This window comes from Nitrosomonas sp. Nm84 (assembly GCF_003201565.1).
Taxonomy (GTDB): Bacteria; Pseudomonadota; Gammaproteobacteria; order Burkholderiales; family Nitrosomonadaceae; genus Nitrosomonas.
This window is the reverse complement of sequence record NZ_QJJP01000025.1, coordinates 41599-56465: the sequence shown is the minus strand read 5'-3', so window position 1 is coordinate 56465 and position 14867 is coordinate 41599. Positions and strand designations below refer to the sequence as shown.

Genomic DNA, 14867 nt, shown 5'->3' with positions numbered 1-14867 from the left:
AACTTCACTTTTTGCCAGTGGCATGCGTGACAAATGCCTTTTAGAAATTTTTCTCTGTGGATACAGCAAAATTTTCGAGGTTGTGCAGAAGTCTTTCACATAGGCTTGGGTTCTCGGTTTACTGCACACGCGCACCATCGCGATAGTCAACAACTGGTTGTTTACAAATCAGTTATCTCCGATATTTAAGTGATGGCGAGTAGTTTCTCCGGAGGATGCCTGAAGAAGTGGACTTGCTCCACATAAAGCTGCTAATGCAGCTTCATTCCTTAAATGTTCTGGGCTGTCGCCTGCTGGCAATAAGTGTCGCTGCCATTTGTGGCCCGATTCCAAATCGATTCCGAAGACGGCCAGAAAACGAAGTATTGCAGTCTAAGTCTGCCCAGCAAGTAACTCAGTCGGATCTTACCAGCCAGAAAGAGCTACCTGCTGTATAAATCCCATCCCAATCTTATATCATCAATGCAGCTACTGAAGCTGCAAGCGGTGTGTTTGTATTTGGTTAGCAGTGAGCGATGCCGATAAATTTCCGCTGACAATGGTGGCAGCGTCAATATCGGTCTCAATATGCGTGGTTCTTCTTCCTGCTAAAATCTTTGGCGCAAGCGACAAAGTGTAATCCCGCGCCGCATTTGCCTGATTCCACACTCGCGTTACAATACCTTGATCGATTCCATCTTCGGCAGGCTTCAATGCCCACAACAGAACATCCGGATCGGAAATGGTTAAAAATGAGTAATTTCTCTCATCGTAAGACGGATTTGTTCCGGTAATTGCGTTTACCACAAGCGGATTTTGGTGTTCAAGCGAAAATTTCATCGCCGCTGTCTGATTAAACACGCCGTGCGTTTGCAAGGCGAATCGCTGCAAAAACTGCGAATCCCCGCCCTGATCAGGAATTCCCAAATCCGGTCCGTCAACTTGCCCACCCGCCAGAATATTGAGTTGCGGCGTGCTGGTATCAAACACAGTATGTGTGCTATTACCCAATTTCATATAATAAGCATCAGCGTTTGAAAGCGTTACACCGACACCGCCGCCGGATATGTCGGCGAAGTGGTTGATGGTCAGCCAATCATATCGCGCATTGCGCGGCGAATAATGACCGCCATTGGCTAGCAGCTTGGCGCGAATAACCGCACCGACTTCTTCGTGCCAGACATTGGGTGCATCGATGTTAAATGAATAACCCCATGTCAACGTTTGGCCGAAATTCTGCATGATGCTGTTACGAAATTCGATGCGGTTGCTGTCACGAATCAGCGTAATCCGTGAAACCAGCGAATACGGATTCACAGAATTTGCCCGTAGCGTTACACTCACGGGACCGGCGTTCTCGACTATCAGACTTCCGTCAATTCCACCCAAGTCGTTAATCGTCCGATCATTGATCGTGCGAACAAATTGACGATTTCCTCTGGTTTTATCAATCAGGCTAGTAATCGCGCCAGTATTTGAAACTGTAATGCGATAAAAATCGTTCTCAATGACATTGCCGCTGACAGTCGCCGCATCTGCAAATGCAGTTCCCGCACCACTTCGGACTTCAAACACTTTATAGCCAACCGAAGGGACATTACTTGCCAGAATCCTTAGGCGAATTTTTCCATTAAACGTTACATATTGCGATGGCACTTGTTTTCCGGTCGTCACATCAATCACGTAAACCGGGTTTTTATTGGCGACGGGAAAATCCGCATAATCGGTTCGCGCCCAACTCAAACTGTTAAACACGTAAAACCTTGGATTGTCACCACTTCGTGCAATCATTGTGCCAAGCTGACCTTTTGCATCATTGTACAGCGTGTCGACGTAAGCCGTAATCTCACCTTGGATTTTACGCTGCCACTCTGCCCTGGCGTTGCGCAATACTTTACCATCCGCTGTCCAGTTATGTTCAAAGTACAAGCCAAAATTGAGCATTGCTTTGTCCCGCGCTGCAATCCGAATATCCATAAACGCAGGATTTTTCAAGGAAACGAGTGTGGCAAGTGCATCAGCACTTCGCAGTTTTTCTAAAGCGCGCTTAACCCGCGCCGAAACTTCCGACATCGAGGCTGAATAGAGCTCCCATTCATTGCCGTAGCTAGCCGCAAAGGTTTCCAGTCCTACGCCATGATTGGTTTCAAAATCCTTAAAGAAATCCAGCTGGTTCGATACGATGACCTTGCGACTTGCATTGGTTAAATTTTTCGCAGCGGTAACAAACACATTGTCTGTCGTTCTTAAATCATCCTCTCCTTGACCAAAAATACCTATGACCGGGAAAGGATAACGCGCCTTGAATTCAGCATCAGTATCGACAAAATTGACCGATTCGGAGGGAATACGCCCCTCGGCATAACCGCCAATTGATCCATGATTGAGCAGAAGCGAGTGCCACTTCATTAAAACCCGGCTTCCATCGCGTCCACCCATATAATAAATCTCACGGTCACGGTTGCTCAGATGAGGAACGTGCGAGGCGCAATTACAAACACCCTTCCACGAATATTTTGCCCCAGAGCCAGCCCACAGCGAAGATAAGCCATAAGGCAAAGTCTGATTCTCCATCGCAACCGCCAGCGGGAAATCAACGTCATAATTACGCTGAATTAATCCCGGATAATACATTCCGCGCAAAACCGCTTCTGCCGGCGTTCCGCCATTTGACAGCACCAGCGCATTAAGCGGCACACTAAAATGCCCGTCCTTAATGCGACCAATCAATCGCCGAAATTGCGCTGCTGTGCGGTTCTCTTGATAAACCCACATCCAGAAGCTGCCGTCGGCATTCCAGCGCGCTTGATACGGCGAAGGACTTCCTTCAGTCGCATCCATCTGATTGAGGTAGTAATCGGTCATTGTCAGAAAAGCATTTTCATATTCCGCTTCATCTCCTCTCCACATGTAATCGGTATGATCATCTGGCGCAAGATAAATGCGCTTTTGTGCAAATGCGCCTTGCGCAAGTAAGAGCGCCAATAAAAAGACAAAAAAACTTGAAATGAAATTTTTCATAGTAACCCCTGACATGTATAGAAAAGATAAAATCAGACTCGATTGATGTCTCTCTTATCCAAGCTGGCGAGCGTTAAATAATCCGCATTGGCAGAAACTCACCGGAGTGTTACGATCTTTAACTTATTGTAAATTATATAGAATAATCGATAAGAAGCAAGGAGAATCAATAACAAGCCATACCAATATACATCCTCACAAAAAATGTTCAAGTCTTGAAGAAAGGCAAAAAATAGATTCAGTTATTAATTCAGGCCAGTAGTGCCTGGTTAAAAGGTATCCCTCCAACCCCACCACCTATCCACACTCCTTCATTAATGCTTCAATATCCTCCGGTGCGAACGGCAGCAATTCATCGATTCGGCTGTTAGGCCAAGTGGGGAGTTTTTCGAGGGCGTCGGTTAGCCATTCTGCGGGGTTGAGGCCGTTGAGTTTTGCGGTGCCGAGTAGGGTTTGAATGGCGACGACACGTTTTCCGGCGCGTTCTGAACCGGTGAACAACCAGTTTTTCTTGCCAGCGCTTCAAGGTGTAGTCGATGGCTTTGACGGTACCGCCGCCATCGGCGATTTGGACACGGGTTTTCAGTAACCAGTCGTACAACGATTGCAGGATCGACAGTTTTTTTTCTGCGCGTAGTATCTGCCGAGCTTCGCTCGATAAGAACATCCATTAGCATAGAAGCTTTCAAGGCAAAAATCTTATTCATGCTCTCAAGCTGGCCTACGAAGACTTAACGAATACGCCGCATACCAGCGAATGCAGACCAAAATCACCTCAATCGGAAAGCGCATTCCTTTTACAACCAGCATGTAGCTTCCCCATTTTTTCGATATCAACAGTCTACCCGTATTGTGTTGAAGACCTAGATTAATGCGACAGAACCTAATTTATGACCCCAGCAAACCATCTCAAATTGAATGTACCTACAAAGGAAACAAGGCCTTACTCATCATGCCAAGCTTTTCCTCGGATTGTTCCTTCTTAAAGGCGAGCGCCCATAGACCAAACCGACCATCCCGCTGGACGGCAACTTGGGCGAAACCCGCCAGTAAAAAGGCATTGGTCAAAGTTTTTGCGGTAAATCCGGTACGATGGGCCATAAATAGATTACCTCGCTCTAACGACGCACGATGACCATAAAGAATATCGACCGGCGCAATGGGGCCGGCAGGCGAAACATACGCGGTATCTTCCAGTTTATCCTGAGCAACCAATTCGGCTACACTTTGTAAATCCGGAAGCGTGATCAAGACAAAGCCGAACTCATCCAGGACGCGACGGAACTCCTTCAATGCTAAGGGCACTTCGTGAGGATACAGGTGTTCCAAATTATGCGAGGAAAAAAGGGCAGCCATCGAGTCATCAGCAACCTGGGGCATCGAAGTCATGCTCGCAACGATATCCGGTTGGCAGGCTGCATTGATATCAAGGCGTATTTCCTGCCATTCTGGATTATGAAAAAATCGGGGCAACTTTTCTATTCTTGCTGGACCACAGCCAACATGGAGCAGATTTTTTTTCTTCATTTGCTCTGGTATAAGTTCAGAAACATTTTCAATAGTCTTTGGTTCAGGAGTCTCACTGAGATAATGACCAGTTATCGCACCCTCAGCGGATGCTGCCGAGGATGCTTCAATGGGCTCGATGGCAAATGCCTTGGTCGCTTCGCCCCGCTGCCAAGTCTCCCACATGGTTTGATAGGCAGCCTCGATGTGACGGCGAAAACGCTCGACATCAAACAAAGGATGACTCGTGCGGTGTTTTATTAGCTTCTGATTTAATGCCGCCAAATCATCCGGATGGGTTGCAAAATGTAGCGCCCGCGCTTCATAATCTTCTAGGTTCTCGGTAATCAGTTCCGGAAGACCAGCCGCCAATAGCAGGCTTCCTGCCATCCGGCTCACAAATGTCCGTCCTGCACAAGTAACCAGCGGCAGCCCCACCCATAAAGCATCGCTCGCCGTAGTCCCGGCGTTATAAGGAAAGGCATCCAAAAACAGATCTGCATGGCGATAACTGGCCAAATATTCCGGCAGAGGCTTTCGTGGAGCAAATACCAATCGGTCAGGGCTAATTCCACGTATCTGAGCTTCACTCCTCAGGTTCTTTTCCACGGCATCATTTTCTTTCAATAACCACAAAACACTGTTTTCCACTTGCGCCAGCAAGCGCATCCAAACATCAAAAACAGGTGGATGAAACTTGTAGCTATTATTGAAGCAGCAAAAAACAAACCCCTTCTCGGGTAAACCGTATGCCGTTCGAGATGGCAGGGTTTCGGCGATCTGACGCGTTGCTGCGCTTTGAAAGGTATCGGGCAAATAGACGATCTTTTCTGAATATGCTGATTGCAAGGCCTCCGGTATAACGAACCGATCGGCGATGAGGTAATCGATAAAATCCGCCCCTATGGTGCCGGGAAAACCGAGATAATTGACCTGTACCGGCGCCAAGCGGCGGGCAAATATTTCCGGCCGTGAGTGGGTTGTATAACCCGCCAAATCCACTGCGATATCGATTTCAAGGTCACGCATCTTGCCTAGTACGGTCTCAGTCGATAAGCCCTGCACATCCAGGAATTGATCAAAACCTTGCTCCAATCGCTTGCGCCATTTATCTCCAGAAGGAGGGCCAATGGAAACACCGATCACTTCGAAAAGAGACCGATCGTGCCTTTCGATCAAATCGGCAATCAGATAGGCTACCGGGTGTTTTTTAAAATCAGGTGACACATAGGCTAGACGGATTTTTTTATGACGATACATAGGTATCTTCTGCACATTCGAAACGCTATAAAATTTATTATTTGCCCTTATTTTTGCACAGGTCAACAGTTCGAAGGGATCATCTGAGAAGTTCAAAAATATAAAAGGAGTTACACATAAAATTCCCTCCTGTACGGCCATGGACAAGCGTTTTCTGGTTTCGGCGTAGCGCGACCAATCGCACATCAATGCATGGCAATAGGCAAGCATACCAAGGGCCTGAAGGAAACCTTCCTGCACTGATAATACCTGCTTATAGCATGCCTCTGCCTCATGAAGGCGCTTCTGAGACACTAATAAGTTCCCCAGCTTGAAGTTAACTTGACAGTCATCCGGTCTGATTGTTAGCAATTTACGATAAGCAGCCTCGGCTTCGGTGCTTCGGCCAGTATCCTTCAATAGAGTACCCTGTAAAGATAACAACTCTAAAGAGTCTGGGTTAATCGCCAACACCTTCCGATAGACCGCTTCCGCTTCAACAAAATTCTTTTGCTGATAATAGATCTGCCCCATATTTTGAAGTGCTATTAACAAGTCAGGCTGCAATTTGATCGCCTGTTGATAACATTCAATAGCATTAACAAAATCTCTTTGTTTACAATAAACAGTTCCAAGGCTGTTATAAAAATTGGCCGCATTCGGTTTTAACGTGGTTGATCGTTTAATTTTTTCAATGGCTGATTCATATTGTTCCCTCTCTGAGGCAAGCAATCCTAATAGATGCCAGGCATCAGCACGCTCCGGTTGCCCTTGTAAAACGTCCTGATAGCAGGTTTCCGCTTCGACTAACCGACCTGCTTGCTGATGCGCGATACCCGAATCCAATTGCCGTTCACAGGTAATCGCTAGATTTTTCCGTGCCAAGGTATAGTTCGGATCAAGCTTTAGGGCTTGTAGATAACGCGCAATAGCCTCGCTTAAGAGTCCACACTGTAGAAATGTGTTTCCCAAATTACTATGGAAGATCGCCTGTGTGGGTGTAATAGCGATCGCTTGGTGAAAATGCGCTATGGCCGTTTCGTATTGGCCTTGCTCAGCGGCCAACACACCCAGAAGATGTATTGCATCCACCTCGGCGGGGTGCGATTGTAGTAGACGCTGTAATACCGCTTTCGCCTCTGCCCATTGCCCAGATTGATGATATCTTATAGCAATGGAAAGATCATTTTGCGGGGATTTATCTCCGCCGCACGGTTTCTTTGTCCGTGAACGTTTCGTCATGATAATGGGAATACTTTTAAGAAAGGTTATTGCAACGTAACATTCCCCTTACTCGGTGTAGCTGCATCCTCTGCTTTAACCACTTTCGGCTACAACAAATAATTCAACTGCCGCGCACGATTGGCAGCCGCATCAACACTAATAGCCATTCGGCTCGACATCCGAATGCCAATGGGTTTCATGCGTTTTTTCCCGATTGCGTCATTCGTGCCAGCGATTGCAATGCTTGCGGCTCAAAAAAGCCATCCACAAACACCACTCCTTCTCTGCCCTGAACAGAAGTAATATGGAATAAATTGGCTGCCCAGTACGCTCGCCCTGCTGCAGCGCATAGGAAAAATAAACGCTCTTTTTTGCTAAAATTCATTATACGCAAACTGGATGATTAGGCATATAAGCTGCTGAACGATCAAGAAAACATCTGATTTTGCTTAAAGGTGAAATTAAAATGGACAGTTTTTTGCATTTCTTAAGCGGAAATCTTGCGTTAATGCCTACCCTGCTTTTTGCATTACAGGTAGGTTATCGAAGTAGAACTCATTTGGCGTTTTGTCGTCAACTGCAGCGTGAGGTCTGTTTTGGTTGTAGAACATGAAATATTTTTCTAAGTCTTGTTTTGCATCACATGCCACCTTGGCTTTGAATCCCGCTGCGTGATTCCTTCTCGTCCTTCTCATACTCTCGCTCTTTTTTTGCCGCCTATTACATGGCTTGAGTTGAGCAAAATTACCACTTATCCGACTGTCCGAATTTGCGAGGCCACTTCTGTCTTCGAAGCATATTACTATTGTTCTAGTTCTCTCAGGATACGACATGGATTACCGGCAGCAGAAACGTTTGCAGGAATATCTCTCACAACGATGCTTCCAGCCCCGATAACTGAGTTGTTCCCAATAGTGACTCCTGGACAGACGATGACACCACCTCCCAACCACACATCGTTGCCAATGACAATTGCCTTTCCAAATTCCAAACCACTGCGCCGCTCTTCTGCTTTCAAGGGATGTGATGCTGTGTAAATCTGCACAGCAGGTCCGAACATTACGTTATCGCCTATCTTTACCGGCGCCCCATCAAGAATTACGCAATTGAAATTAAAGTACACATTACGCCCCAATTGTATGTTGCGTCCGTAGTCACAGAAGAAAGGCGGTGTGATATAGGCATCAGTATGTCGACCGAACAATTGAACTAATAATTCCGCACGCTCAGCCTCTGGCGCTCTCGGCGATAATGCACCGATCGCATGGCACAGCTCCCGGGCACGGATTCGCTCAGCAACAAGTTCCGGATCAAACCCATTGTAAAGCTTCCCAGCTAACATCTTTTCTTTTTCAGTCATCTTTTTTTCCTAAGCTAAGCATTCAACATTTGATCCACATGAATAGCCACAGATATCCACATGCCACAGCCACCATACTTTCAAAACTTCTCTTCAGCTTGTCGTATCGTGTCGCTACTGCCCGATACTGCTTTATCCAGGCAAAAGCATTTCCCACCAAATGTCGGTCTCTATACAAACACCGATCCATACCTGCGTTACCTTTTAACAAATTGCGCTGTCTCGGTATCACAGCTCGAACCCCTTCCTTCGTTACCTGTTCTCGTATACATTCGCTGTCATAGCCTTTGTCTGCAACAATCGCTTTCGCGTCAGGCAGTTTGGCAATCAAATCAGGTGACATAGAACAGTCATTGACTTCTCCACCAGTGATTTCAAACTCGGCTGGTAAACCATAACTATCAACTACCAAGTGAATCTTTGTGGTATTGCCTGCGCGGCTTTTCCCGATCGCCTGCGGCTTCTTGCCCGCTGCCCCTACACTATGCTGGTGCGCTTTAATATAGCTGCTATCAATAAATTCCCATTCACAATCCGGATCAATAGACAGCGCCTTGAAAATCCTTAACCATTTACTGCTTAATGACCACGCATTGAATCTTTTGTAAATGGAATTCCAGCATCCAAAGCCTCAGGTAAGTCTCGCCACTGGCAGCCAACCCGCATTCGATAGAGCATACCTTCACTGTCATGCGCAGATTGCATTTGTTATAAATCGCTTCTTGAAGCAGAGTCTTCCCCAGCTTCGACCAGAACTCATCATTGAGTATCAATCGGGGCATCGCAAACTCGTTTTGTTGGTAGTATAGGAACCCCAATATTACGAGTTTGTTATTATCTATTAAATGTTTATATCAAAACGTCTACAGACCCTAGTGATTCTCACAAGTAAGTTTTATATTTTTTCTCAAGCATTTTAAAGTTAATATACAAAAATGATAATTGAATAAATGTTGATTTTATTATCAATAATAAATATTAATGCTTTAAGCTAGAGTAAAGATAATAATTTTTCATTTAACTTTTTTACTCTATATCTAATTTCTGAAACAATTTCTGGGAGAGAATGAAATGAAAACTGCAATGTTAAAACTCACAGCTTTAGCGGCAGGGTGCTTGCTTTCTTTGTCTGCAGCTGCAGCTGCAGCCGTTAACTTTACTTCTGAAGTAACGGGCGTTAAAGCTGATGGGTATACAGTAAATGGAATTAGTTTCTACAATACAGTCACATCTGGATATATGGAGGTTGATGACTATCAGTTTCAGAGTAACGGAAAGGCCATAGCAGCAAATGATGATTCGAATGGTAATGCTTTGAAAATGACCTTTTCACCTACGTCTGTTATTTCAATGGCGTTTGGGAATGACGATCCTTTTTTTACAAATCCAGGAGACCTGGCATTATTGCAAGTATTCAATGGTGCAACTTTGGTAGGTTTCTCATCAGTCGTGCTTAATCGTGATGATGAAATGAATCAATCAATTAGCTTCAATGGAGATTCTTTTGATTCAGCGATTTTTTCATATGTTGACCCTTCATTTAACCCATATACAGGCGGCGGTGCCGATATAAATATAGGTTTGATTGAAATCATCGATAATATCTCACTTGTTCCTGAGCCAGAAACCTACGCTATGCTGTTAACAGGTCTTGGCCTACTGGGTTTCATGGCACGTCGTAGAAAAGAATCAGCAGTTTAAATTAGATTTGATTTGATCCAGAAAGGGGGCTTAGGCTCCCGTTTTTGTTTGCTACTAATAATAAATAGAGAGTTACCCATTCCTTGCGAGAAATATGGTGTATAGGTCAATAAGTAACTAAAGTGTAACAAAATAGTGCATTGCTTCCTTAATATTAGTTACTGCAGCATTTATTTAGGGAAATGCTGATTAATTGACTATATGAGCGAATCACTTCGTTGCGCGGCACTCGCATCCTCGCCTATCTTATTATATGTCAAGGTTGCTATGTTCCGTTCGCCTCGTGCTTCATCTCGTCTACCGAATTAATCAGCGTTCTTAGTATTTTAAGATAATACCAACACCATTAGGAACCATTAAAATCAACAGCACCTGATTAACTTAATAAGTCCAATGTTGGTCAGTTTGGAAGTATAGATTCCTATAATCTCACTAGATAGAAAAAAATGAATCAAATAAGTTTTTTATGACTCCATAAAAAAGAGTACATTCCAAAAATGTGAATAGCCCTTACTTCACAAGATATTAATTACTTACAAATAAAAGATTGCAGAGAATCATATGAATCCCACTCTCGCTGCCATGCAAAGATCTCCTTATATCAAAAAAACAGGTAATATTTATCGCGGCAATTGTTATATACGAAATTAAAATCTTAACGAGAAGGAAATAACCTATGAAATTCACCAAAAAGACACAAGGTTTTTTTACTGTTACGACAGCGATGGCGCTCCTTGCTGCAATGCCTGATAACGCTACAGCAGGTATGGAACCATTTATTGGAGAGATTAATTACGTTGCTTTTAATTTCGCGCCTCGGGGTTGGCTTCCATGTAATGGACAATTACTGCCGATTAATCAATATTCAGCAATGTTTGCCTTGCTTGGTGTCACATATGGCGGCGATGGCGTAAGCACTTTTGCCTTACCCGACATGCGTGGCAAAGTACCTGTACATCAGGGCCAATCTGCAGGAGGCTCAAACTTTGCGATGGGACAAACGGCGGGTTCCGAGAGTATTACGCTGACGGCTAATCAAATGCCTACCCATTCTCATCAAGTCAATGCGACTTCAATTTCCACCTCGGTGGTTGCTCCTGGTGCATCCGCGACTTCGACATTGAAAGCAGTCAATGCGGCTGGTGATACCAATACGCCAGGAAGCGGCGCAATTGCAATGTCTCCAGCGCTGACCAAGATATATTCCTCAACAACCGCACCTAGTGTGAGTATGAATCAAGCTTCCATTGAAACTACGCTCAGTGGCGTCAATGTGGCAACTACGACAGTTACCACGGCGACTGCCGGTCCTGCCGGAGGATCTCTACCATTTTCAATCATGCAACCATACAACACGGTTAACTGCATTATTGCAGTCGAGGGAATCTTTCCTTCGCGGCCTTAGCGATCGTTGAAGAACGTTTTCGAGGCAGCCGATACAAGGCAAAAACAGGCGAGAAAGCGCAGTTTATGCATAATAAATGAGCATTTTGAGCCTGTTTTTAACACCGTAGCGGCAACGCAGATAGTTTCTCAACGGCCTGCCATCTAGCTGGATTACTTTACAGAATCGTCGGTTAATTAAACAGCAATCGGATCAATCCGCCACTGACGGCAATTAACCGATGATTCCATTAACAACAATGAAAAATGCTTTGTTGATATTTCTGTGCATGGCAATGCTGTTGCCTGAAGAAAACGCAAATGCGCAAACAGACAACACCCAAATCATGAAGGATGCCCAAGCAGCACTAGCAGCGGGTGATTTTGAAAAAGCATTTGCCAGATATCATGCAGCAGCCAACGATGATAAAAACGCACTGGCGCAATTTTCTCTGGGTCTTTTTTACCAAAACGGCTGGGGACGGACAGTGGACAAAGCTATTGCCTGCCAATGGTTTGAGAAAGCAGCACAAGGTGGCATTCCGACAGCTCAGCATCTGACCGGCATTTGTTTTGAAGAAGGCATGCATCGCCCGGCAGATCCCGCAGCAGCAGCGAATTGGTTTCAGAAAGCAGCTCAGGTAGGACACACGCACTCCTATTGCCATCTGGGCAATCTCTATATGACCGGCAAAGGATTCCCAAAAGATCCCATCAAAGCGCTTGAGCTTTGTCATCCTGCCGCACAGCAAGGCGCCATTCCAGCACAGATATGGATGGGGAAATTTTATCTGCAAGGTGATGCAACCATTCAGGATATACAGAAAGCTTATCGCTGGTTTGAAGCAGCTGCACAAAAACAAAGCCCTGAGGCCTTTTATTATTTAGGTATTATCATGGATAAAGGCTTATCACCAGGACATACACCTCAGAAAGCCCGACAAATGTTTGAACAAGCCGCTGTACTAAAATATGTACCAGCCTATTTTCAGACAGGTAAGCATTTTTTTGACGCAAAACCCGATTCGGCAACCAATCAATTATCCGCTGAGAATTTGGCAAAAGCCTATGTGTGGCTTTCAGCAACCGTGCAACGATCAGAAAATCCGGAAGAAATCCATGCAGCAAAAGAGATGCTGCAGCAAATATTAGCCGTTATGCCAGCAACATGGCTTGCTGAACTTGACCATAAAGTCGCCCAGCATTTGCTGGAAAATCACTGAACACACGTCACATTTTGTACACACAGATGTAATATTTATTACTCTCACATGTAATATTTATTGCAAGGCCATTGAACACATGTAATTATTGCCATGTCAAGTTAAAAAACAAATAAGCAACTGTTTTACTGAAGTAATCATGAAATAACGGCTTAATCAGCAGCTCCTCAATGAAACTGACAATATAGGTATGAAATGATGACTACTCAAACAATACAACCCCAACAATCTATTCTATTCATTGACAGTGGCGTAGCCAATTACCAGACTTTGATTGACGGCGTTAAAGCGGGAACAAGAGTTGTCATACTGAATGCCGATCAGGACGGCGTACAGCAAATTACTGACGTGCTGAGCCAGTCTTCCAATGTAGACAGTGTCCATATCCTGTCTCATGGGAATCAAGCCGAAGTGATACTTGGCAACGCCGCGTTAAACCGCAGTTCACTCGCTGCCTACCAGCCTGCTTTACAATCCTGGCGCAGCGCGCTCTCAGAAACAGCAGAAGTTATATTGTACGGCTGCCATGTGGCCAAAGGCACTATCGGACAACAATTCGTCCGCCAGCTCAGCGCAACGATCCAGGCAAGTATCGCCGCTTCTGTCGATCTAACCGGTGCTAAATCTCTCGGGGGAAACTGGGAACTCGCATTCCATTGCGGGCAGATCCATCTGCCGCAGATTCTTGCACAAAGCGCTTTAGACAGCTATACAGGCACCCTGGCGACTGAAACGATTGCATTTGCTGAAAATGAGCTTTCAGGTGAACCGCTTGCAACTTATACCAAGGGAACCACCGGCTACGGCAACCTGACCATCAAAGGCACCGACTCCGGCATCGGAATAGCTTTTGGCTCATTAGTCAATTTATCCAGCCCTGCCGGTTTATATGATTCACTTTCTCAGTTTAACTCGGGCGTTTCGGTAGGTATCGGACTAAATGATGGAAACACTAGTGCCACGACGGGAACTTGGTTTGTCTTCGCCACCGCCAACGGCGGAGAATTTGATCTGGTGTCACTAACAACGACTGAAGGAAACGGCGTATTCAACTCGATGGAAGCCGTGGGCTTTCGCAATGGAGTACAAGTCGCCACGCAGTCATTAACTCTCAGTGCTTTCAATATTCATGAAATTCATGGCATGTCCTCCGACTTTGATTATGTTGACGAAATCCGTGTCCGGCAAACGACTCCCGGTTTTTTCGATAGCGGAACACCCGGGCAGGATGGCGTATTGTTCGAGAATTTTATTTTCCAACCAGCCATCACCCTCACATCCGCCACTTACGATGCCAGCACTAATTCACTGGTAGTCACCGGCACCAACATGGCCGCCACAGTAGGTGCTGCCAACGATATCGATGTCACCAAACTGACCTTGACCGGGCAAGGCGGCGCCACTTATACCCTCACTTCGGCTAACGTTGAGATCACTTCGGCAACCGGCTTCACCGTGACCCTGAATGCCACAGATCAAACGCATGTGGAGGGATTGCTGAATAAGAATGGCACTTCCGCCGTCGATGCCACCACGTTTAATATCGCCGCTGCGGCTGATTGGAATCCTTCTCAAGCCGGTAATGCCGATACCACCGGAAATGGAATTACCGTCAGTAATGTACAAACACCCACCATCACGTCCGCCACCTACGATGCCAGCACCGGCGCATTAGTCGTGGCCGGAACGAACTTCGTAAACGCCAATGGCGCTGCCAACGATATCACCGCCAATAAATTCACTTTCACCGGCGAAAGTGGCACGACCTATACCCTGACTGATTCCTCCAATGTCGAGATTACCTCCGGCACGGCTTTTACCATTACGCTAAGCGCAACGGACAAAGCCGCGATTAATCAGATTAGCAATAAAAATGGCACCAGTTCTACCAGTGGCACCACGTACAACCTGGCTGCCGCCGACGACTGGAACACGGTGATCGGCAATGCTAATACCTCTGATGCCACGGGCAACGGCATTACTGTCAGTAACGTTGCCGTACCTGCCATCACATCATCGACCTACAATGCCAGCACCGGCGCATTGGCGGTCACTGGAACCGGTTTTCTGGGCGTAAACGGCGCCACCAATGACATCGTTGCCAATAAATTCACGTTCACCGGTGAAGGCGGAACAACTTATACGTTGACCGATACGGCAAACGTCGAAATCACTTCCGGCACGGCTTTTACGCTGACATTGAGCGCGACCGACAAAGCCGCCATTAACCA

General features: G+C 45.8%; 11 protein-coding genes and 1 pseudogene. 5 read left to right on the top strand and 7 right to left on the bottom strand.

The genetic code is table 11. The features are described from left to right. Nucleotides 1–468: 468 nt before the first annotated feature. Entirely contained in the window at nucleotides 469–3000 is a 2532-nt protein-coding gene (locus C8R34_RS12280) for a glycosyl hydrolase-related protein (RefSeq protein WP_207896475.1), read from the bottom strand. Between the two features lie 297 nt (nucleotides 3001–3297). Further along, on the bottom strand, nucleotides 3298–3501 hold the full coding sequence (locus C8R34_RS17120; protein ID WP_375342129.1) for a transposase domain-containing protein: 204 nt from the start codon (nucleotides 3499–3501) through the stop codon (nucleotides 3298–3300). Between C8R34_RS17120 and C8R34_RS17115 the strand changes: the two genes are divergently transcribed. Then, nucleotides 3458–3589 carry a hypothetical protein gene (locus C8R34_RS17115; RefSeq protein WP_258364492.1) on the top strand — a complete coding sequence of 44 codons (132 nt, stop codon included), beginning with the start codon at nucleotides 3458–3460 and terminating at the stop codon, nucleotides 3587–3589. The two genes, C8R34_RS17120 and C8R34_RS17115, sit on opposite strands and share 44 nt — an antisense overlap. Nucleotides 3590–3924: 335 nt before the next feature. On the opposite strand, the gene C8R34_RS12265 is transcribed toward C8R34_RS17115, so the two are convergent. From C8R34_RS12265 to C8R34_RS12245, 5 genes and pseudogenes are all read right to left on the bottom strand, one after another. Then, on the bottom strand, nucleotides 3925–6987 hold the full coding sequence (locus tag C8R34_RS12265) for a tetratricopeptide repeat protein (protein ID WP_110341092.1): 3063 nt from the start codon (nucleotides 6985–6987) through the stop codon (nucleotides 3925–3927). 178 nt (nucleotides 6988–7165) lie between these two features. Continuing rightward, nucleotides 7166–7354 carry a hypothetical protein gene (locus C8R34_RS12260; protein ID WP_110341090.1) on the bottom strand — a complete coding sequence of 63 codons (189 nt, stop codon included), beginning with the start codon at nucleotides 7352–7354 and terminating at the stop codon, nucleotides 7166–7168. Nucleotides 7355–7481: 127 nt separating this feature from the next. Next, nucleotides 7482–7802, bottom strand: coding sequence for an integrase core domain-containing protein (locus C8R34_RS17110; RefSeq protein ID WP_110341088.1), 321 nt, complete (start codon nucleotides 7800–7802; stop codon nucleotides 7482–7484). Continuing rightward, nucleotides 7772–8329: a sugar O-acetyltransferase gene (locus tag C8R34_RS12250; protein WP_110341085.1), complete on the bottom strand. Its 558-nt coding sequence runs from the start codon at nucleotides 8327–8329 to the stop codon at nucleotides 7772–7774. Before C8R34_RS12250 ends, C8R34_RS17110 begins: the two co-directional genes overlap by 31 nt. 22 nt (nucleotides 8330–8351) lie before the next feature. Beyond that, nucleotides 8352–9111: pseudogene (locus tag C8R34_RS12245) on the bottom strand (IS5 family transposase). A gap of 289 nt (nucleotides 9112–9400) precedes the next feature. Here C8R34_RS12245 and C8R34_RS17105 point away from each other — a divergent pair. From C8R34_RS17105 to C8R34_RS16520, 4 genes are all read left to right on the top strand, one after another. Further along, complete coding sequence (locus tag C8R34_RS17105) at nucleotides 9401–10030, top strand: PEP-CTERM sorting domain-containing protein (protein ID WP_258364491.1); 630 nt, start codon at nucleotides 9401–9403, stop codon at nucleotides 10028–10030. A 676-nt stretch (nucleotides 10031–10706) separates the two neighbouring features. Beyond that, nucleotides 10707–11435 (top strand): phage tail protein, encoded by a 729-nt coding sequence (locus C8R34_RS12235; RefSeq protein WP_110341083.1) that lies wholly within the window; start codon nucleotides 10707–10709, stop codon nucleotides 11433–11435. A 220-nt stretch (nucleotides 11436–11655) separates the two neighbouring features. Then, nucleotides 11656–12636 carry a tetratricopeptide repeat protein gene (locus tag C8R34_RS12230; RefSeq protein WP_258364490.1) on the top strand — a complete coding sequence of 327 codons (981 nt, stop codon included), beginning with the start codon at nucleotides 11656–11658 and terminating at the stop codon, nucleotides 12634–12636. A 195-nt stretch (nucleotides 12637–12831) separates the two neighbouring features. After that, nucleotides 12832–14867, top strand: a 2036-nt coding sequence (locus tag C8R34_RS16520; RefSeq protein ID WP_181415502.1) for a DUF4347 domain-containing protein, incomplete at its 3' end; no start/stop codon positions are given.